We start from the raw sequence: 22,252 nt of genomic DNA, 5'->3' as shown, positions 1-22,252 counted from the left end.
AGAACATATTTCCTTTTAATTCGTGGTATTCTACCTTAAATTACCTATACCGACCATCCCTGCTTTAAGTTGTTTTAACTCATCTCTTAATTGCGCAGCCTCTTCAAAATTCAAAGACTTAGCCGCTGCATACATGGCTTTTTCAGTCTGTTTAATCATTTTAGCCAGCTCAGCGGGTTTCAGCTTGGCTAAGTCCAAGTCACCGTAGCCCCCGTTGCTTTCAGCAACCTTCAAGTCTGTCCCTTTTCTGCCCGGTTTACTCGCATAGGGCGAATGCTCAAGAATATCCGTTACTTTTTTATTTAGCGCAGTTGGCGTAATGCCCTGCTGTAAGTTAAATGCAATTTGTTTTTCTCGGCGTCTTTCCGATTCACTAATGGCTAACTCCATCGACTTGGTACGTTTATCGGCATACAAAATCGCTCTGCCTTCGGTATTTCGCGCTGCCCGGCCAATCGTTTGAATCAAAGACCGCTCAGAACGTAAAAACCCTTCTTTATCCGCATCCAAAATCGCCACCAGCGCCACTTCGGGAATATCCAAACCTTCACGCAACAGGTTAATGCCTACCAATACATCAAACTCACCTTGCCGTAAATCACGAATAATCTCAATACGCTCCACCGTATCGATATCCGAATGCAAATAACGTACCCGGACTTGATGATCTTCCAAATAGTCGGTTAAATCTTCCGCCATCCGCTTGGTCAGCGTGGTCACCAGCACACGCTGACCTTTATCAACACATAAGCGAATTTCACCCAATAAATCATCAACCTGAGTAGTCGCAGGCCGCACCTCTAATAAAGGATCAAGCAGGCCTGTTGGGCGCACCACCTGTTCAACAATTTTCGAACTATGCTGTTTCTCATAAACCGCCGGTGTCGCAGACACAAAAATGGTTTGCGGCATCAGTTTTTCAAACTCGTCAAATTTCATCGGTCGGTTATCCATCGCCGATGGCAAGCGAAATCCATAATTGACAAGGTTTTCTTTGCGCGAACGATCCCCCTTATACATGCCGCCAATCTGCGGAATCGTGACATGGCTTTCATCAATCACCATCAAGGCGTTTTTAGGCAAATAATCAATCAAGGTCGGCGGTGCTTCACCTTCCCCACGCCCAGACAAATAACGTGAGTAGTTTTCAATCCCTTGACAATAGCCCAACTCCATCATCATTTCGATATCCAAACGTGTCCGTTCTTCAAGCCGTTGGGCTTCAACTAATTTATTTAAACTGCGCAACTCATCCAAACGCGCTTTAAGTTCGACTTTTACCTTTTCAATGGTCTCGATCACGCGCTCACGTGGCGTAACATAATGCGACTTAGGATAAACACTAATACGCGTAACCTTGCTGATGATTTCGCCAGTCAACGGGTCAAACCAGCTTAATGCCTCGACCTCGTCATCAAACAATTCAATACGCACCGCATACTGTTCGGCTTCAGCGGGATAAACATCAATCACATCGCCACGCACCCGAAAGGTTCCTCGATACATCTCAAAGTCATTCCGACTATATTGCATGGTGGCTAAACGCACTAAAATATCACGCTGGCTGATTTTATCGCCCAAACGTAATTGCAACATCATGCTTAAATATTGATCCGGATCCCCCAAGCCATAGATGGCCGAAACCGTGGCGATCAAAATCACATCTTCGCGCTCCATCAAGGCCTTAGTCGCGGACAACCTTAGCTGCTCGATTTGTTCATTAACCGACGCATCCTTAGCAATATAGGTATCTGAAGCAGGAACATAAGCTTCAGGCTGATAATAATCATAGTAAGACACAAAATATTCCACCGCGTTATTCGGAAAGAAGCCTTTCATCTCGCCATAAAGCTGCGCAGCGAGGGTTTTGTTGTGTGCCATAATAATGGTTGGACGCTGCACAGTTTTAATCACATTCGCGATGGTATAGGTCTTACCTGAACCCGTTACACCCAATAAAGTCTGAAAGGCTTCACCATCTTGCAATCCTTCAACCAGGCCTGCTATCGCAGCGGGTTGATCACCAGCGGGTTGATATGAAGAAACCATTTCAAAAGTCTTACGCATAAAGATCCTTAAATTTTTGTGTTGAAACGCGAATTTTTATTTAAAAAACACTTAAATACAGTAAAATAATGAGCTTATTTTTAAATTTATTTATCAGCCCATTTAGCTGCATCTGATTTAGCGGCTTATTATACAAACCTGAGAGAGAGAAATGGCCTTGCTTTCCGATCGCGTTAACCGAGTAAAACCTTCTTTAACCCTCGTTATATCCGCAAAAGCCGGAGAACTAAAACGTGCCGGAAAAGATATCATCAGTCTAGGCGCGGGTGAACCCGATTTTGACACCCCTGAACACATCAAAACAGCTGGCATTCAGGCTATCCAGCAAGGACAAACGCGTTACACAGCCGTAGATGGCACCACCGAATTAAAACAGGCTATCCAAGCAAAGTTTAAACGCGACAATGGTTTAGATTATGAATTAAATGAAATTTTAGTTTCCAGTGGTGGTAAACAGAGTTTCTACAACCTATGTCAAGCCGTGCTTAACGAGGGTGATGAAGTCATTATTCCAGCACCCTACTGGGTATCCTACCCAGATATGGCATTGTTAGCCGGCGGTGAACCCGTTATTATCGAAACGGGGATTGAACAGAATTTTAAAATCACAGCCGAACAGCTATCTAACGCAATTACAAACAAAACGCGCATGGTTGTGATTAACAGCCCGTCCAACCCTACCGGTGCAATCTACACGGCTGATGAACTTAAATCTCTAGCGAATGTTCTGCTCCAACACCCTAACATCCTAATAGCATCTGATGATATGTATGAACATATCATACTAGGCGAGATTCAGTTCACCAATATTCTCGAAGTCTGCCCTGAGTTAAAAAATCGTACGTTAGTTTTAAACGGTGTATCCAAGGCCTACTCAATGACCGGTTGGAGAATTGGCTATGCAGGTGGGCCAGCCCATTATATTAAAGCCATGAAAACAGTTCAGTCTCAAAGCACATCCAACCCCTGCTCAATTTCTCAAGCGGCATCGGTTGCAGCGTTAAATGGCACTCAAACATGCATTCAAACCATGTTAACCGCGTTTAAAGAGCGTCACGACTTCGTTGTAAAACGTATCAACCAAATTCCTGGTTTTAAATGCTTACCCGCCGATGGGGCTTTTTACATGTTCATTAACGTCTCTGAGGCCATGAAAATGAAAGGATTTGAGACAGATGCCGACTTAGCTAATGCCATTCTAGAGCAGGTTGATGTCGCAGCTGTTCCAGGCTCCGGATTTGGGGCTGAAGGTTATCTACGTATTTCATTTGCAACCAGCATGACACTGCTAGAAAACGCACTTGACCGCATCGATAATTTTATGCGTAATTAATACTTTCATTTACACCAAGCCATATCTTTGTCCGGCGTATCCTTAACTACGCCGGCCTCTATTTTAGCGCCTCCCCTTTGCATACACTGCAAACATCGTGACAACCATTGACTAAAAACAGGATAATCGTATTGCATTTCTTCCTGTATCTCATTCATCGATGCATTGGGCCGTTCCAGCATTTCACTCGCCGTAACAAGCATCCACTTAAGTTCATCAAGTTCAAAAAACGATGGATTGAGATAGGTCAATTTTATCAACACCAGCCGTTTATAAACTAAATCAACGTCCGATGTATCGGGCAAATGAGCTTGAAAATACTTGCTAAATACCTCAAGGTTGCCCTTGCTGTAATAGATAGAAGAAAAAGGTTCGTGTGTTAAAATCAAACGACATGCCGACTGATATTTAGTAGGCAATTCCCTTAAAAAGGCCAATTCAATAGCGTAGTATTTATCCAGCAATACTATCTCCTCCATAGATGCTACTGATCTCAAATTGATTTAGCCATCGACTGATCGTCATCTGCTTGTTGCGCGTGGGCATATCAAAATTTATCTTTGTGATATAACCTTGCTTATTTTGGCAGTAAGCAGGCGGCTCAACTAGATAAGCCTTTAAACCTATTACCTGCTGACTCCATTCTGGATAAAAAGCAAAACAAACGGGCTTTGCTGGTGATAAGACCCTATCTAAAACCAATGCTGCGCCCCCTTCACTAAGATTGACAACATCTTTTAACCATTTAGAAGGATAGCGCTTTAATACCGCATCCCTTTGCCAACGAACGAAGGGGAGTAGAATTAGGTTTACATATTCACTGACTGCTCGGATAAAACGAGGCAACGGAAATTCATCAAACTTAGAACTGGAAAGGGTTTGAAGATTGAGGTCGGCTTGTAACTTTTTATCAAACAGCAGGTGTCGAAAAACAATATGGCTTCTATCAGAAGAGCGCGTCAAAAAATGTAATTCAGCTAGATAGAAACGTAACTTACTTTCAATCGCTTTAAAAAAGCCATAGGTTTTTGGTGCTGAATCATGATAGGCTTCTAAATGCTGATTTTCAGACTTAACCTGATCAAACAAGTCGGCATACTCCTCAAGCCGAAAAGGTGACACACCCTTTTCAAGACTTTGGATTGCTCCAGTAAAAAAACCGGTTCTTAACAAGATATCCTTATAAAGTAACTTTACCAGTTCAACATCTGACTCAACCTTATGCAGCCAAAACTCCACCTCTTGCTGTTTTATATCAAGCTGGCGCTTAAGGTGCGTATGTAAGTAAGTCGCTTGCGGAGAGTAGAACTCAGCCATTTGAGACAGTTCTGAAGGCATAAGATGTGTATGAAGCGGTATATCCAACCGAAAAAAACGTCTATTATTTATCGATCTAGTATCTGCCATCCGCACAAACCTTAATAGTTCTCTATAGCTGAATTATAGAACAACTGTGCCACTAAACCGAATTAATTGAAACCTTATTTGCTTTTTTCAGCGGCAAGGTAGGAATGCATTGCTTTGACATTATGCTCTTCCACATTCATTAAACCCTGGATTTCTTTCTGTGCTTGTTTAATTAACGCTTGAACACAATCTTGCTGATCAATTAATTGTTTTGCTAAGGCTTGGTTTTCCTCAACAACCAGGCCTGGTTGTTGAAAATAACTTTTGACACGCTGCTCAAATTGCTTCTCTAAAATAACCAACTGTGGCCAGTTAGCCTGCTGGGCAGCAATCAACATTTGCTGAGAATCGGTCAATAACAATAACTTATCATCTACATCTGATGACATCACTCAGCACTCACTTTTTGACGCATACTCAACAATTGAGTTTGAGACAATTGTTGAAACTGAGCAGGCATTTGACTCCAAGCATCTGAAAGATCTTTTAAAAGTTCTTCAACTTCATCAAGCTTTTCAAGATCATTTTTTGCCGATGCCTGAAATGTCAACCTAATTAAGTAGTCATAAAGTGCATAAAGATTAGCCGCAACATCGCCACCAGCTTCTAAATCCAATCCACCGCGCAAGCCATAAAGCACACCAATTAACTTACTGACAAACTCAGATTTCTTCTCCATATCCTTACGCTGAATGAAAACCTTAATGACCGCCACATTCTTTAAACCTGCCTCATACAACAACTTTACGAGCTTATAGGGCGTAGCTTCTGAAACCGCAGTTTCAACATAATTATTAGCGTAAGCTTGAGCAAACTTGTTTTTCATATTGGGATACATCTCATGCTCCGATTAAAATTATCTTTCTCTTGGACGGTTATAGGTCGCATCTAAAAAGCTACGCGTTTGATCCATCCCTGATAATATCGACTGCAACATCGAAAACTGAAGGCGATATTTCATTTCAAGTTTTTCATAACGCGCGTCAATCTTTTCACGACGTTCTTCTAAACGCTCGTTGCGCATATCTAGGCTTTCTAAACGCTGAGAGACTAGACCATCATCTTTGGTAATATTATTGTTGATCGTTTCAAACAAGCGGCTGGCAAACCCTTGGGTAAAGTCAATCGTTCCTCGCGAACCTATCGCACCACCTAAAACCTCAAACTCTAAACCACGCACTTCGGCTGGTTCGGAACCGGCAAAAGCAAAACTCGACACCTTAACTTTACGACCGTCCTGCTGATCGGCATAAGCACCAATATTCAGAGTTGAGCCATTACTCATGGTTAACGTGCCGTCAACGTTTTGACCCGCATCAGTTAAATCTGCAGTTAATCCGGCATTATCCATACCCAGGAAGCCTGATAACTCAATCACGGAATTACCACCAAATCGCTCTGAGGTAAACGAGAGTCGATCGCCATCCACACCGACAGACACGCGCCCACCGGAAGCCGCAACCGTGCTGTTATTATTAATCGCGGTTTGCATCAACTGCGCCAACTCACTCAAAGTATAACTTCCAGCTGTCAAATTAATAATAACATCCGTTGCTTGATCGACCTTGATATTGAACTCTGCCCCTGGGTCTAACACCACATTCGTTGGATTTACAACGCTATCCCCCATTACACTTGCACGCCTTGCCAACTGTGTGATTTCAAGCGCATAACTCCCAGCTCGTGTTTGATCTGAACCGCCAAGCACGTTAATTGAAGAATCTGCAGCATAACCACCCTTGGCAAATAAACGCGATACACTCTCAGAATCAGCGGTTAATGCGGTGGAAAAACGTGATTCATCCAGTGACATCACCCCTTTCATATCCAAAGTAATGCCAATATCTGCAAGGCTTTGATAAGCCCCCGTTAACCCGTCAATTGCACCCGATAAGGATTCGCGGATTTGAGAACGCAACTCACGCACCAAACTGCTACCCGCTAATAATCCTGTAAACTCGTTTTCAGGTTTTTCACGTTCTTCTTTAGACAACTTCTCATAAGAACTAACATCTTTAAAAATTTCGGTTAGCTGGTTATAGACGAATACAAAGTCTTTTACCGCCTCCATCGCACCTTCTGTATCGCGATTGACAGTAATCGTCTGATTCACGCCTGGCTGCTCAGATTTAACTTGAAAACTTAAACCCGAAATCACTTCGTCAAAAGTATTGGTCGCGCTCTTAATCGGTAAACCGTTAAACTCGATTTCAGCATCTCGTGCTTGAGAGGTGATATTAAAATCGCCCGGTGAATCAAAACCATTTAAACCTGAAATAGTAAACTCGTTTGCCTCACCGGTATTTTTCGAGCTAAACATCATTTGATATTGTCCACCGACATTCACTATTGACGCTGTAATACCATAATCACCGCCATTAATAGAACGTTGCAACCCTTCCAAGCTCGCATTAGACGCATCAATCGTAATACTATGGGGTTGACCAGCAATATTTATGTTTAACGTACCCTGATCAATCGCTGAACTTGGACTAGCAAATTTTTGATTAGCAACGATAGTGTGAGATTTTGCCAACTCCTGAACCATGAAGTTATAGGTTCCTGGCACCACTTGCCCAGTTAAACTTGCAGATAGTACCGAATCATTAGACGAACTGACAGAAAACTTGTTAAATAAGGAGGCATCCGCTAAATCTTTGGTATAAGAGTTAAATGCTTCTAGATTGGCCTTTAAATACGTCAGACCACTTTTTTCTTCGAGAATGCGTTTTTCTGCCCGATCAATAATCGAACGCGGCCCCGCTACTTCAGCCTCAGCCAACACTTTTGCCATATTGTTAGCATCAATGCCACTATTACTTAAGCGGTTAACAAGCGCGCTACCAATTTCATTTGACATGTTCCTCTCCTGGTCTGATCTATTATTTTAATTTTATATAAAAATTATCGGCACACCCTGTAAAAACTTAACCCCACAAACAACAAAAGCGACACAAGGTCGCTTTTAATAATCCATTTAAATCAAACCACTGCCGTAGTCAACAAACCAATAGCGGAAGCCGATTGATTAGCCATACTAGTGGCCGCAGAGCGTTCAAGATAGTCTGTAATTTTTCTCGACATATCCAAAAAGGAATCACTAGGAACCTGTCGAATGATTTCCTTAGTTTCGGCATCTTTTATAAATAAAACAGGCCTTTTCATCTCATCATCAATTTCAAAAAACAAACTGGCACCACGCTGTTGCAATAGCTTATTCACTTGATCCAAAAAATCATTAAATGAATCCACTTCGCTTGATGGGAGCGATTGATTAACAGGACTGAATTCTCTAGTTTTTTCAGACGCTATGTCTCTAGAAGCTAAACGAGAAAAGTCCTCAGAAAAATGAGGGGACAGCCCCTCTTCCAATGAAGACTTAAGTTGTGGTCGAATACTTGTTGTACTTGCCAGGCTAGAAACAGAAACCATATCCATTATTCACCTCCAATAAAACTCTACATAGCAAGAAAACCTCTATAACTATATAATTTCATTGATTAGGCTTCCTGTCAAACCTTTTGCATCCGAAAGTTGTGTTTGTGTTGCCGAATCAAGATAGTTTTGAATATTACGCATCATTCTCAACGCATCTTCACTCGGAAATTGTTTCATCACCTCATTGGAGGTTTTATCTATAACTTTTACAATAGACGAACCAGTATCCTGATCTACTGCAAAAGTCACCCCGACGCCCATTTCAACTAAACGCTGATTCATTTGATCAATATGATCAAAATCACCCGCACCAAGCTCTCTAGGCAAAGGGTTTGAGGATACAACCTTCAATTCACTGGGTTGGCGATTCAGTTGAACTGCAAGCTCTTTTGAAGCCTGATGCTGTTCAACTTTCAGCGCCGCCACAGTAGAGGGAGAAGTCAGGGCATTATGAATATCCATCACTTATCCTCCCTATAATTGCATCAAAATTAGCGTAACAATGACAAGACGTTCTGTGAGTTCTGATTAGACTGACTCAACATCGACATACCGGCCTGTTGCAACACCTGAGTACGTGCCAAGTTGGCGGATTCACGCGCAAAGTCCGCATCTTCAATCCGCGAGCGTGAAGCATTGATGTTTTCATCCACGTTTTGCAAATTTGCTACAGTGTATTCTAAACGATTTTGAATCGCACCCCAGTTTGCCTGCATATTTTTGATAACGGATAAACTTCCATCAATAGCAGTCATTGCTGTCGAAGCCAATGTGACAGCCGAGCCATATGTTGAAATACCACTGTGCAGCGTTACAGCAGCGCCAATCGCACTTAATGTTGAAAAGTTTAGCAAGGCAATACCGATTCTGTTCGCTGAGCCACCTTCCCAACCAACATGCGCTTTAAATGCAGATGCATTTGAAGCGGCTACAGATAAAGCACCAGCGCTTGTAGCTGCAAAAGTAGCAGCTACGGCTGCTGAACCAAAAGAACTCGCATTCATAATGTTCATACCGTTAAATTTAGTGGTATCAGCTACACGTTGAATTTCTTTTTGTAACTGGCCGAACTCTGATTGCATTTGTTTGCGGTTATCATCATTGTATGTACCGTTCATTGACTGGACACTAAGTTCGCGCATACGCTGAAGCATATTGACCACTTCCTCAGTGGCACCATCCAATGTTTGCACCATACCAATACTATCGTTAGCGTTACGAATAGCTTGCTGTGTTCCGATCGATTGGGTTTTCATTCCAGTTACAACAGCCAAGCCAGCCGCATCATCGGCCGCTTTGTTTATTCTTAAACCTGACGTTAAACGCTCCATCGAAGTAGACTGTTCACGAGAAGTTCCATCTAGGATACGTTGAGCATTCATTGCACCCATATTTGTGTTAATGACCATTGACATGGTGACTCTCCTTTTTGTTGTTGTGGACAACGTTTTAATAACAACCCTTAAGGGTTTTTGTTTTTCTCAAACTTTGTAACGACCACTTCAATGAAAGCTTTAGTTTATTTTTAATTTTTTTTCAAAAATAAAAAAAGCGGCCATAAAGACCGCTAACACACAAGGAAACCTAAAACAAAATTTAATACTTATCTCAATAATGACATAACTTGTTGCGCATTTTGATTGGACTGACTTAGCATCGTCATACCCGCCTGCTGTAATACCTGAGTACGCGCTAAGTTTGCACTTTCCTTAGCAAAGTCAGCATCCTCAATACGTGAGCGTGAGGCATTGATGTTTTCATCTACGTTTTGCAAGTTCGCAACTGTGTATTCCAAGCGATTTTGTAAAGCACCCCAATTAGCACGCATATTTTTAATGACTGAGAGGTTAGCATCAATAACTGAAAGTGCTACAGAGGCTTTTGCAATTGCAGAGCCAAATGTAGAAATTCCAGAATTACCGATCCCGATAGCTGTATTAATAGCGCTTAATGTTGAGAAATTCATCAAAGGCACCGCAATACGGTTTGCACTTCCACCCTCCCAACCAACATGCGCTTTAAACGTTGTCGAAAGATCCCCAGCAACTGATAATGCGCCAGCACTAGTACCGGCAAATGAAGCTGAAACCGCACCACTAAACGAACTGGCATTCATTATATTCATACCGTTAAACTTAGTGGTATCCGCAACACGTTGAATCTCTTTTTGCAACTGCGTAAATTCTGACTGCATTTGTGAACGGTTATCCATGTTATAGGTACCGTTCATCGATTGAATGGTCAGTTCTCGCATACGCTGCAACATATTCACCACTTCTTCTGTTGCACCATCCAACGTCTGAATCATACCAATACTATCGTTACCGTTACGAATTGCCATTTGGGTACCAATCGATTGGGTTTTCATGCCAGTCACTACTGCCAAGCCAGCTGCATCATCCGCAGCCTTATTGATTCTTAAACCAGAGGTTAAACGTTCCATCGATGTGGTTTGTTCACGTGTAGTCCCGTCAAGAATACGCTGAGCATTGATTGCCCCCATATTTGTGTTAATAACCATAGACATGGTAACTCTCCTTTTTAACGTCTGTTATCGACTTAAAATCAAATTTTTTATTGCAGTAATGACATCACCTGCTGTGATTGCTGATTCGCCTGACTCAACATTGACATCCCAGCCTGCTGCAATACTTGTGTTCTCGCTAAATTCGCACTTTCTTTCGCAAAATCAGCATCTAAAATTCTTGAGCGCGATGCACTGATATTCTCATTCACGTTTTGCAGGTTAGAAATGGTGTACTCAACCCGGTTTTGAATCGCACCCCAATAAGCGCGAATATTTTTGATAACAGATAAACCGGTATCAATAACGGATAATGCAACTGAGGCCAAAGCAACGCCAGAACCAAACGTGCTCATGCCTTCAGCATGTAAGCGTAATGCAGAAGCTGCTGCACTTAGAGTCGTGAAATCCATCAAAGCAACGGGGATACGGTTTGCACTGCCATGCTCCCAACCTACATGGAATCGCATCGCAGCAGATAACCCCCCAGCAACTGATAACTGAGTAGCTGAAACACCCGCAAAACTGGCTGAAACCGCCGCGGCACTAAACGATGAATTATTCATAATATTCATACCATTAAACTTGGTAGTATCAGCAATACGATGAATTTCTTTTTGCAGTTGACGGACTTCAGAATCCATCTGCATACGGTTGTCATTGTTATAAGTACCGTTCATTGATTGAATGGTCAACTCACGCATACGCTGCAACATATTCACAACTTCTTCAGTCGCACCATCAAGCGTCTGCATTAGACCAATACCATCGTTAGCGTTACGGATCGCCATATCTGTTCCAATAATCTGAGTCGTCATCCCAGTTGAAACCGCCAGACCAGCCGCATCATCGGCAGCCTTATTAATGCGCAAACCTGAAGTTAAACGCTCCATTGAGGTAGATTGTTCGCGAGTCGTGCCATCTAAAATGCGTACTGCATTTAATGAAGCCATATTTGTGTTGATTACCATTGCCATGATAATTCTCCCTTGTGTGATTGTGTTTTGTACGATTTATCGATTTAGATCGATTTATTTTTTCTTATTCACTTTAAATAACGGCCTGTTTTGTAAAACTTTAGACTTGATTTAAACTTTTTTGCTTTACTAGTCTGGATTTAAACAAACCTAGCGCGTTCAATAAACTTAACGGCACAAAGGGAAAAACTTGAGGGGGAAAATGAAAAACGACAAGAAAATAACGGCAAATAAGCTGGCTTAAAGCACTGAAGCTGTTCGACTGCCGAAAAGGTATAACTCAATAGTTGGCGAAAGCTGTTTCAAGCTTGACTTCAGTAAATTTATTTCTTATTCAGATAAACGTAGAGTGAGATGTTCAGAAATTTTCACACAAATACAGCTGGTTTCATTGCAATTTAGAAGTCAGTTGTGGGATTGAGTGTGCCATGTTTGCACAGTTTATTTCGATAGCTTTTTTAAAAAGCTAGATTAATCCAGATTAATACAATGCAGCACCCTAATCTATACCCGCAACCCCTCACTCATTCACTAACATCAACAAATGCGCCGCTGCTTTATTTTCCGGGTTAAGATCAAGCACCTTGTTTAGAGTTTGTTTGGCTTGTTCAAATTCACTCGCCTCTATTTGCCATTGTGCAAGCTTGATACGCGCATCAATCGCCTTGGGTTTTTGATTGATAAACATACCCAAGACCTCAATAGCCGCTGCTCGATTCCCCAACATATTTAACATATCTGCATAAGGCAACATAAAATCTAGCGAATAACCGCAGAGATTCTCTAAAACCAATAGCGCTTCGTCATATTTTTGTTGCTTGATTTTGATATTGAGGACTTTATTGAGGGAAATGCGACGGAAAAACGGCATTTCAACTTGAAGATAAAAATCGATGGCATCTTCAATATCACCATCAAGCTCTTCAATCATGGCTTTGATAAAGGTGACAAATGAATTCTTTTGGCTTTCGTCCTTGGCATCCATGCTACTCGCATGATCATAGAGACCACGTAATTCGGTCAAGTTCCGAGTTCGATAGGCTTCATCAGCACGTTGATATAGTGTTGCTACATTTGATACACCATCCGCAAGCATTTGACTGTACTGATGATCCTTTTTTGAAAACTCTGATTCATACTCGTCTATCGCTTTCTGTAAACATGCTTGCTGTGTTTCATCAAGTTCTTGATTTAAGTTATTAGCTTGCCAGATATAAGCTCGACCAGTTTCTGAGTTTTTGCGCCAAACTTCTAGTAATTCACAAACCGTTGCACATTCATTTTCTTTGATCCTTGATTTAACACGATCTAACCCGCTTTCTATGGCTTCGGCAAAATGTCTTGATGATAATTCAACCCCTTTAAAAAAGGCAGTCAATTGCTCAACAACCTCTTCATTAGTCATATTTTTCTCGTCAACGACTTTCTTGAAGCTATCCGCAAAGAAAATAGCTTGATAGTTCAAGAGCATATCACCGTCATCCCCAATCAAGTGCGTTGCCTTATGTTTTAGCTTTGAAACACGCCCAGCGGGTTTTGCCTTTAACTGCATTGTTTTTTTATCATAAACCTTGGGTATGGTTTTTAATGCATCCGCTGCTAACCTTTGTAATTTATTAAACCTGTTAAACTGTTTTTTAAATTCAGCTGCAGTATCGTTCAAATGCTGTAAGCGTTGTTCTGGCGTGACTTGACACTTTTCAAATACAGGCAGCATAAACGATGATTTATCCGCTAAACCCAAAGACACCTCATGCGCAGGTACATAAGACACTCCATCCATTTTTGCAGACAATGAACCTAAGCTAAAGAACTCAACATCCTTAGCACGTTTATAAGTTCGAATAGCCTCCTCCATAGAATGTTTGGCCCAAAAAAAAGCCGGTTCGCTCTCTGTTTGATTACCTAAATTATCCTCTAGTTTCATTTTGGTCTGGTATGCATAAAGGTCATTCGCCTGAGCTTCATCACTTAAGGACTCATGGGTTTTTCCACCAGCAAAACAAAAATCCACACCAGAGAGAAATATTCTCTTCGCTCCAAACAGAAAAGCCATATGCAAAGCAGAATTTGTTACAGTTGGACCAGGCGCATCAAAGTTATTAATACGGCCATCATGTTTCCAAGCATAACGCTCACCAGCAAAAAAATGCGCCCCACGCCATTGACTAACCAAACGGTGTTGTGCATGAAAGCTTGTAATAAAAACGGATCGATCATGAAATGCTAGAACACCTTTTGCATTATCAAAACTCCAAGGAAACGGATCGACACTTACAAAAAAATCAGGGGTTATCCCTTCATACGCCATACGGTTAGCGATACGCGCTGCCGCAAAAATAATCAGTTTAGACTGATTATTTTTTATCCATTCTATCGACTCATCAAGTGTAGGCCCGCCACCTAACACAATCGCATCACAACCTTCTAAAGACTTATCTAGCACTTTAGCCGGTATTAAATTGTCTGGCGCATTATAAATACGCTCAATTTCAAAAACTTTTGCACTTTGCGAATTAAATTCACTTCTAGTGAATTGATTAAAAGATGTTTCGATCTTGTGCCATAACCGATCATAAATCCCGTCTTTTTCAGCATCCAAAACTGCATAGGACTTAATAAGCATTACCTTTCTGCTCAACATATAATGCTTAAAATCGACATTTAATTTTTCAAAATTAAAGTTTTGATCTACTAGCTTAGGTGTAGAATTCCAATCCGCACTTTTAAGATTATCCGCAGCGCCAATAACCTCATCGTAATCAATAAATAAAAACTCATTATTTGAGTCTTGTGTTTTATCCTTAACAAAGTTATAAAACAATCCAGAGTCTGTGCCCACTATGATAAACAAGTAAGCATCCTGTTCAAAAAGAACACCAAAGTCACGTTGATAAAGTGTCTCCGCTGGCAACTTATCAAACGTAAGATGGTTTACATCTGGAAAGTATTTATCACCAAACTTATTTTTGATAAGGTTTTGTAAATTTAAATTTTTCATTGTTTAATCCGGTTCTCTTGGTATGAAAAACATTACAGTTTCAACCACGCCTTCTGTATAGTGTCTGATGTAAACCTTGTAACTCTGGTTCAGCTTCTTTACTTCATCAAAGATAACACGGATATCATTACCCTGATGATAAACGCATATTGCCAACTTAGGCTTTTGTGCTTTGATTATATGCTCAGAACCCTTTAGTGATCTTTGCTCAGCACCCTCAATATCCATTTTAATAAAGCTAACCATTTCATTTTTTAGAACATCATCTAAACGCTTTAGCTGGATGTCGTAGTCTCCCAAACCTTTAGGAACGATCTTAGAAGTCGATCCTCCAACTTTAATACCTAGCACCTGCTCTTTATCTGAAACACCAATAGGGTGAAAAAAAAGACTTCTAACATCAGCACACACCTCTTTTGCTGTAGTCATATTTGACTTTTCCGGTTCGAATAAATGTATTTTGCTGTAATTAGGACAACGATTCACAAACTCTATAGCTGTTTTACCATCAAAACCACCAATATCAACAAAGTTTTCGCCGTCTTTTAAACTTAAAAAGGATTCAAAGTATTGATTGGCTTGTCTATCCTCAAAGCCTTTTAAATACTTCAAATCGCCTGTTAAGCGAAAATTGATAATACTTTCATATACTTTTATGGATTCTTTATCAGCAAGTTGCGCATCAAAGTGCTCATAAAAAGGTTTGTACTCGATAAAATCTTCATCAAACCCAGTCCAAAACCACGGCTGTTCAAGTTTTAAAGGGGAGAAGCGCATCAACGCTATGTAGTGCAGATGATCTACTCCTAGCTCCAGCAACCGTTTTTGAATGGTTAAGGGGCGCATAAGGGCAACGATAACAACAAGCGCATCTTTAGGAAGCTCTTCAGATTTTATGACGGGTAAGTCCAAAAAAAACTTTTCTGCCTTAAGATCGTCCACAAATCCATTTAACTCAACTTGTTTAGCAATTTGCTCTGCTTCATGGTTTGTGCCAAAAACATACTTTGGCCTTTTGCTATTCGGATCAAGAAAGTCGTTAATAAAACTTAAGGACTCAGGAAAAGCTTGTTGAAATTTAATCACTTAAAACTCCCGATACATCATTTGTCTGATTGCAGCTGTCCAGTCTTCATTCATTGCATTATAAGTTTCACGCAATCTCATTTTGTCCACTTTTCCGGATGCCGTTAAAGGTAAGGAATCAACAAAAAAATAACGAATGGGTCGCTGATAGGATAAAAGTTCGATATTAGCTTGTTTTCTCAGTTGTATTTCAACCTTTGCATCCCCAACGCAAATTGCTAAAACTACCTCCCCCAGCAATTTATCTTCTACCCCTATGACACACACTTCTTTTATAAGGTCGGTAGCCAAGAGTGTTTTTTCTACTTCAATGGGATAGATATTAATGCCGCCAGAAATAATGACGTCTTTTTTTCTTGATACATAGGTTAAAAAACCGTCTGCATCGATAAAACCAAGATCTCCGGTTAAGAAATAGTCACCTGCAAAGGATTGCTCGGTTAAGTGAGGTTGCGCGTAATACTCTGTAAATCTTAATGGACTTTTAACCGCGATTTCGCCCACTTGCTTGATAGGCAGGCTGGTATAAGCATCATCCAAGATAGCTACACTTACGCCTTCAATGGGTTGACCTACCGTTGTGTATTTTTGCGCAAAGTCTTTGGGTGCTAGATTGGTTACGCTTGCTACTTCGCTCGCACCATAGATTTCATGAAACTCACAGCCAATTTCTTCCTGCATACGTTTTTTAAAGTTAACATCTATTGGCGCTGATGAAGTCACTAGGCACTTTAAAGACTGTAGTTGTAAATAATGTTTTTCAAACCAAGGCTGTAAAGCGTAAAGATGGCTCGCCACCGGAATGGTAAATGTGACTTTATGCTGCCTAACCCGTTCAATCCAAGACGATGGCGTGAAATGTTTTAGATAAACCAGTGTGGCCCCGGCAACGAGTGGCACAAAAGTTAGTCGCTGTCCAAGAGAATGAAAAAATGGCGATGCATTTAGCACGACGTCATCGGGCTGCAAGTTGTATAACTTAATAGACTGTTTTGCTCTTAGTAACTTGGCTCGCTGACTCAGTACAATCGGTTTAGCTTGACCCGTCGAACCTGAAGACATGCAGATTAAAAAACTTTCGTTTTTTGACCAGGCCTGGTTCATCTTCTCCATAGTATTTTTTTTATTGCTGTTTGCGAATAACGCTGTCCAAGTTAAAGTTTTTTCTTTAAGTTCTGATAAGACACCTTCTTGATCAATAATGACAAAATCGGCATTCACAAACTCAAACGCCTGCTTGATTTTTTGTGCGGAGGTTTGCGAGTTAAGCGGAATAAGTGTGCCATTTAGCTTTGCCATGCTTAGCGCCAATAACAGATTATGCTCAGGTTGTTCACACACGCTAAGTAAACGAATGGGACGCTCAAGTGGGTAAACACTGAATATAGATTCAGCCAACTGCTCGACTTGTTGTATAAGCTGACGATAGGAGTACGTGATGCTTTCGCTAACAACAGCTGGTTTCTCAGGGTTATCTTGCGCGTGTTTAGCGATGTATTGGTATAACTCTCCGTATCCGTTCATTTTTGCGTCTTGTACATTTTATTAAACACGGTTTTCGCCATCGTTTGTATAATCTGAAGCTCGGGATTGGCTAACTCATGCATTTCAAATTTGAAGCTATAGTACTGTTCAATTTGCATGATAAGTCCCAACACGGCAAAAGAATCAAGCCAACCACTTTTAATAAAATTATCATGCGCCTCTATTGTTCCTTCAAAACCTGACATGTCGCGAACCCATTCAATAAGCTGTGCTTCAACTTCATGATAGTTAGTTGCTTGCATTACTCAATCACTCCCCACTCTAATCTATCGCCGATAGTTAAATCTTTTCGCGCTACTTTTCCAATAACCTCAGACTTATACTTGGTATGCAAACCATAGCCAGGCCTGACGGACTTTATATTTTTCTCTGTAAATACTTCACCTTTTTTAATATCCGCACACACATACAACGATCGAGTTCCTTTACGATTTTTATAACTTTCTGGAGGTAGATCGTAGTTAATTGAGCCAAGAGCTTGGAAAGCTTGCCTTGTTGATTCAACCATTAATTTAAACTCATCAACCGTAAGTGAAAAAAAACTATCTACTGAATCTGAATGCTCATCAAGTTTTATATGCTTTTCAATCACAGCAGCGCCTAAAGCCGTGGCGGCGATAGGCACACTAATCCCCAAGGTATGATCAGACAAGCCGGCATGACAATTAAAGGTTTGTTGTAAGTTTGGAATAGTCCTTAAATCAACCTGATCAAAGGGGGTGGGGTAAGCGGTCGTGCACTTTAAGATAATTATGTCTTGTGTACCATGCTCTCTTAACGTTCGAACCGCCAAATCTAAATCTGCGAGTGAGGCTAAACCCGTCGAAATAATAACCGGTTTACCTGTTTGCGCAACTTTAATTAAAAGTCCAATATCAAATACTTCAGGGGAAGCAATTTTATAAGCCGGCACGTTGAACTTTTCAAGTTCATCAACGGATGTTTCGTCAAACACAGAGCCAAACAAATTCACGCCCAAACGATGCGCTTCAGCAAACAGCTCAGGCAACCACTCCCAAGGGGTATAAGCATATTCATACAATTCGTAGAGTGTGCCGTAGGATTCCCATTTATTTCCCTGCCCTTTAGGTATTTGGAAATCTGGCTTGTCTGATTTAAGGGTTATGGTATCAGCACGATAGACTTGCAGCTTGATCGCATCTGCCCCTGCTTTAGCAGCAGCACGAATCAGGTCTAATGCTTTATTTATATCACCTGCATGATTGCCAGATAATTCGGCAATAGTAAAAGGCGGATGATCTTGGCCAATTTTTTTGGTGCCAATCGATATATCTCTGAGCAATGCCATATAAACCTTCTTGTTTATTAAAACTATGAGATCAAGATTTCAAACTGCACCAGCAACCTTCCGTATTTGAACGTGTTGCTGTTTGAAGTAAATTCAACCCTTCATGTGCATGATCCCAACCAAATACATTTTCATCAAATTGAAATTGACTAGGATTAAGCTTATACCGTGCCAAATTATCTGCAATATCGCTATACAAATTGGCAAAAGCTTCAATAAAACCGGTTGGGTGGCCTGGTTTAAAGCGCTCGACAATTTTGTCTTGGTTAAGTGCGTTCCCTCGGTTGTAAAGTGTAACAATCGAGGCTTCATTTGCCACCATTAATTGGTCTGGTTGTTCCTGAAACCATTCAGCTGAACCATTCTCACCATAAACTCGGATTCTTAAACCGTTTTTATGACCGTAAGCCGATTTACTCACCCAGTAGCTGGCGCGCATACCCTCAGAATATTCTATCCATAGGTGTGCATCATCGACGATGTTTTTATATGGAGAAAAGTTGTTAAACTCGGCTAAAACTTTAATGGGAGTTTTGGCTGTCACATAATGCACAAGATGATGTAGATGCACGGCTAAATCGAGAAGAATGGTTGGAATAGGACCATCTTTGAGTCGCCAATCCTGTGGCTTTCCTTTTGATGCTTTGTTTATAAACGCATCAGACTGCATTTCTATTTGTACCTGTAAAACCCTTCCCAGTTCACCGTTGACAATGCGTGATTTTAATTCCCGAACCATTGAATATCCGCTGTAATTAAATGTAACCGCCAAAAAACCTGCTGATTTATCAAGCGACGCTTTAATTTTGTTCGAATCTTCAACTGATGCCGTCAGGGCTTTTTCACAAATTACTGCAATGCCATTTTCTAATAAGAAACTTACAATTTCAGCATGTTGCGGAGTGGGCGTTAAAACAACTATCGCATCCAACCCCTGCATTTCAGACATAACGTAATCTTTCCAGCTTGGGTATTGTTTAAACTCTGGAATGTGCCAAGCCTCAGCGGTTTTTAAATTGGTTTCAGGGTGACGACTAAAGTGCCCTGAAACGATTTGCCATTTATTATCCAACTGACTTGCAACATAATGCGCATAGCCAACCGCTGAGTTAACGCCACCACCAATAACACCCAAACGTAATGGTTTAGCTAGGTTTTGCTGGATCATCACACTCATGCTTGACTCCGTTGAATTTGAGACAATAACGGCTTATTTACAAACATAAAAAAATTCAGTTTGATCCGCTAATGGAAATAATCGTTTAATTATTGAGTAGTATCGGCTCGATGTCGTGATTTCTTTAAAGCCAAAATAATCATTCAGCCGCTTGACTGTTTTATTTCGCTGATTGATTACCGCTATCCAAGTTGCATCTGGATAATCCTTTTCACAGGTTCTTAATTGCCAATCAAGCGCAAACATTGCTTCTTGCACACCCACACCCTCATCAGCAACAAACCATCCACCTATTAAAAAACTTTGTGAATCAACAACTTTTAACTCGTGCCAAATATATAACAGTGTTTGATTTGTTGGATTGACTAACTTAAAGGATTGACGTTGTGTTTTTAGCCACCAAGAAAAATGATGTAATGCTGGAATAGGACGATTATCCAACATATTTTTTCTATTTGCATCCCGATTTCGGCTGAGAAGATAATGAACTAAGTCTTGATCATCAACCGGCTCAAGATGTAAGTCACTTTTTACAGCGTGTAACGGTAATTCGGAAATAGTTGACTGTAGTGACTCTTTTTCGTCAAAGCAAAGATAACGTGCAACCCTTTCCGTACCGCAATCATCTATTGAAACGTGCGCTTTTGAAAAGAGCTGTTGCACTCGCGCGTATTGCGTAATCACCTCTTGAACAAAAGCACTAAGTGTTGGTAGATCGTCTAGAGACAAATTGTTAAGATGCCAATATTGACCAATATCTGCAAGCTGCTGTAAATCATTTTCTTGGTTATCGGCAACAGCAAACGTTATCGCGGGCTTATTTACAGCTCTTAAAGGGTATATAACTGAACCAGCCGCACCTAGATACAAATCACAATTTGTAATTACCTCTGTTAAATCATTTAACCCAACTAGTGGTGTCACAATTAGATCTGTTGAGGATTCTCTAGTTAAATTACTTAACTCCTCTAAAAGGGCCGTTTTATTTTGCATAAATGGGCCAATGACTACTTGAAAATTTATGGTCATTGATTGGACTTGAATATTTTCTGCTAGTGCTACAAGTAATTGTTTTATGAAAACACCATCGCCACCGCCTCCCATGCTGATTAAAATGACAAATACATCATTTTTTTTGGAAGATCTGATGCTTTTGCTGAACTCTGTTATCTGAGGCATGATGGCATATCGGACACCTAAAAAAGCGGCTGCATATATTGGTATTTTGTGTTTGTATGCATTATTGGTTGACGCTCCACGCCACCGATAATCGACCAATGCATCACATTCATGCTCTCGCATTAAATCATCAATAGACAAAACTTTTACGTTCAAATTTTTTTTAACAGCACTTTCCCAAGCCGCATCCAACATATAGTGATCCACTATTACCCACTTTAAATGTTGTTGAAAGAGACGACAAATATCAATAAATAAATCCGCATCCTTCATTTGATCAATAAAGGTAGGCATATTTGGATACAAACCTTCAATGCTTATGCCACTGGCAAAGCTAAGATGTTTTTGATCAAGCACATCACAAACTAACTTCGATTCAAAGCCTAATTCACAACATTTTTTAGCTAATAATGCACAGCGAGTTAAATGACCCAAACCACTGCGTTCATTTGCAAAAACTCTAAAGATAAAGGTCATTAGTTAGGCGCCCGCTGTGATCTAAACCATATAAAAAATTGTCTACTTTTCACATAATACTCCGTAAATCAATTCAGCCAAATGCCAATCCTCAAGCGTGTCGATGTCGTGCGCCAGATGACGCGGCAAAATAAACGGTGTGGCGGCATCGGAGTGCATACTCACCCCGGTTTTATAGGTCTTTGCATCGGTAAAATAAAATTGTCCGGCATCAAAAAAGGTTTTCTCTAAGTCCTGAGTACGCGTTAAACGGTATTGCGGATACATACTTTCCAGCCGCCCGTTGGCTAATTGCTTTAATGCCCGTTGCGGCGCTGACGGGTATTCGCACACAGCAAAACAATAGGCAGCATCGGTGGCTTGCCAATGCGCATAGGCTTGTTTTAATAAATTCGCATCGACAAACGGCGTGCAAGGATAAAGGCAGGTGGCCTCTTTCACCGCTTGGCCTTGCGCTTCAAACCATTCAATTACATGAATAATGACCGGCGCGGTGGCGGTGTCGTCCTGCGCCAACGCCGACGGTCGTTTAAACGGCACACTTGCACCGAAAGCTTTAGCCACTTCGGCGATTTCATCATCATCGGTTGACACAACCACCTGATCAAACAAACCGGATTCAAGTGCGGTTTGAATCGGATACGCAATTATAGGTTTGCCATGAAAAGGTTTGATGTTTTTACGCGGTATGCGCTTGCTGCCGCCTCGCGCTGGGATAATCGCGATATTCAT

Annotated in this window: 20 protein-coding genes; 1 reads left to right on the top strand and 19 read right to left on the bottom strand. The window is 40.9% G+C overall.

The window, feature by feature from the left end; all coding sequences use genetic code 11:
- Positions 1-30 precede the first annotated feature (30 nt).
- Positions 31-2,067: an excinuclease ABC subunit UvrB gene (gene uvrB, locus JX580_RS02165; RefSeq protein WP_248851159.1), complete on the bottom strand. Its 2,037-nt coding sequence runs from the start codon at positions 2,065-2,067 to the stop codon at positions 31-33.
- Positions 2,068-2,218: 151 nt separating this feature from the next.
- Between uvrB and JX580_RS02160 the strand changes: the two genes are divergently transcribed.
- Positions 2,219-3,400 carry a pyridoxal phosphate-dependent aminotransferase gene (locus tag JX580_RS02160; RefSeq protein ID WP_248851158.1) on the top strand — a complete coding sequence of 394 codons (1,182 nt, stop codon included), beginning with the start codon at positions 2,219-2,221 and terminating at the stop codon, positions 3,398-3,400.
- Positions 3,401-3,405: 5 nt separating this feature from the next.
- Here the strand turns inward: JX580_RS02160 and JX580_RS02155 are convergent, their stop codons facing one another.
- The 18 genes from JX580_RS02155 to pseF form a co-directional block, all read right to left on the bottom strand.
- Positions 3,406-3,864, bottom strand: a complete 459-nt coding sequence (locus tag JX580_RS02155) for a hypothetical protein (protein ID WP_248851157.1) — start codon at positions 3,862-3,864, stop codon at positions 3,406-3,408.
- On the bottom strand, positions 3,854-4,807 hold the full coding sequence (locus JX580_RS02150; protein ID WP_248851156.1) for a hypothetical protein: 954 nt from the start codon (positions 4,805-4,807) through the stop codon (positions 3,854-3,856). Before JX580_RS02150 ends, JX580_RS02155 begins: the two co-directional genes overlap by 11 nt.
- Before the next feature lie 74 nt (positions 4,808-4,881).
- On the bottom strand, positions 4,882-5,199 hold the full coding sequence (locus JX580_RS02145) for a hypothetical protein (RefSeq protein WP_248851155.1): 318 nt from the start codon (positions 5,197-5,199) through the stop codon (positions 4,882-4,884).
- A complete protein-coding gene (gene fliS / locus JX580_RS02140; protein WP_248851154.1) occupies positions 5,196-5,645 on the bottom strand; it encodes a flagellar export chaperone FliS in 450 nt (149 codons plus the stop codon). The genes JX580_RS02145 and fliS overlap by 4 nt, the downstream gene beginning before the upstream one ends.
- 18 nt (positions 5,646-5,663) lie before the next feature.
- A complete protein-coding gene (gene fliD / locus JX580_RS02135) occupies positions 5,664-7,667 on the bottom strand; it encodes a flagellar filament capping protein FliD (RefSeq protein WP_248851153.1) in 2,004 nt (667 codons plus the stop codon).
- A gap of 122 nt (positions 7,668-7,789) precedes the next feature.
- Positions 7,790-8,245: a flagellar protein FlaG gene (locus JX580_RS02130; RefSeq protein ID WP_248851152.1), complete on the bottom strand. Its 456-nt coding sequence runs from the start codon at positions 8,243-8,245 to the stop codon at positions 7,790-7,792.
- 45 nt (positions 8,246-8,290) lie between these two features.
- Positions 8,291-8,707 carry a flagellar protein FlaG gene (locus tag JX580_RS02125; RefSeq protein ID WP_248851151.1) on the bottom strand — a complete coding sequence of 139 codons (417 nt, stop codon included), beginning with the start codon at positions 8,705-8,707 and terminating at the stop codon, positions 8,291-8,293.
- A gap of 29 nt (positions 8,708-8,736) precedes the next feature.
- A complete protein-coding gene (locus JX580_RS02120) occupies positions 8,737-9,660 on the bottom strand; it encodes a flagellin (protein ID WP_248851150.1) in 924 nt (307 codons plus the stop codon).
- A gap of 188 nt (positions 9,661-9,848) precedes the next feature.
- Positions 9,849-10,772 carry a flagellin gene (locus JX580_RS02115; RefSeq protein ID WP_248851149.1) on the bottom strand — a complete coding sequence of 308 codons (924 nt, stop codon included), beginning with the start codon at positions 10,770-10,772 and terminating at the stop codon, positions 9,849-9,851.
- A 47-nt stretch (positions 10,773-10,819) separates the two neighbouring features.
- Complete coding sequence (locus tag JX580_RS02110; RefSeq protein ID WP_248851148.1) at positions 10,820-11,746, bottom strand: flagellin; 927 nt, start codon at positions 11,744-11,746, stop codon at positions 10,820-10,822.
- A 520-nt stretch (positions 11,747-12,266) separates the two neighbouring features.
- Complete coding sequence (locus tag JX580_RS02105; RefSeq protein WP_248851147.1) at positions 12,267-14,747, bottom strand: 6-hydroxymethylpterin diphosphokinase MptE-like protein; 2,481 nt, start codon at positions 14,745-14,747, stop codon at positions 12,267-12,269.
- A 3-nt stretch (positions 14,748-14,750) separates the two neighbouring features.
- A complete protein-coding gene (locus tag JX580_RS02100) occupies positions 14,751-15,833 on the bottom strand; it encodes an FkbM family methyltransferase (protein ID WP_248851146.1) in 1,083 nt (360 codons plus the stop codon).
- Positions 15,834-17,357: a class I adenylate-forming enzyme family protein gene (locus JX580_RS02095; RefSeq protein WP_248851145.1), complete on the bottom strand. Its 1,524-nt coding sequence runs from the start codon at positions 17,355-17,357 to the stop codon at positions 15,834-15,836.
- Positions 17,354-17,620 carry an acyl carrier protein gene (locus tag JX580_RS02090; RefSeq protein WP_248851144.1) on the bottom strand — a complete coding sequence of 89 codons (267 nt, stop codon included), beginning with the start codon at positions 17,618-17,620 and terminating at the stop codon, positions 17,354-17,356. The genes JX580_RS02095 and JX580_RS02090 overlap by 4 nt, the downstream gene beginning before the upstream one ends.
- Positions 17,620-18,687, bottom strand: a complete 1,068-nt coding sequence (pseI, locus tag JX580_RS02085; RefSeq protein WP_248851143.1) for a pseudaminic acid synthase — start codon at positions 18,685-18,687, stop codon at positions 17,620-17,622. Before pseI ends, JX580_RS02090 begins: the two co-directional genes overlap by 1 nt.
- Before the next feature lie 31 nt (positions 18,688-18,718).
- Positions 18,719-19,864, bottom strand: coding sequence for a Gfo/Idh/MocA family protein (locus JX580_RS02080; RefSeq protein WP_248851142.1), 1,146 nt, complete (start codon positions 19,862-19,864; stop codon positions 18,719-18,721).
- A gap of 33 nt (positions 19,865-19,897) precedes the next feature.
- Complete coding sequence (locus JX580_RS02075) at positions 19,898-21,520, bottom strand: hypothetical protein (RefSeq protein WP_248851141.1); 1,623 nt, start codon at positions 21,518-21,520, stop codon at positions 19,898-19,900.
- A 42-nt stretch (positions 21,521-21,562) separates the two neighbouring features.
- Positions 21,563-22,252, bottom strand: coding sequence for a pseudaminic acid cytidylyltransferase (gene pseF / locus JX580_RS02070; protein WP_248851140.1), 690 nt, complete (start codon positions 22,250-22,252; stop codon positions 21,563-21,565).

Source organism: Thiomicrospira microaerophila (assembly GCF_023278225.1).
Classification (GTDB): domain Bacteria; phylum Pseudomonadota; class Gammaproteobacteria; order Thiomicrospirales; family Thiomicrospiraceae; genus Thiomicrospira; species Thiomicrospira microaerophila_A.
The sequence above is the reverse complement of the archived record's forward strand: the minus strand, read 5'-3'. Positions and strand labels throughout refer to the sequence as shown.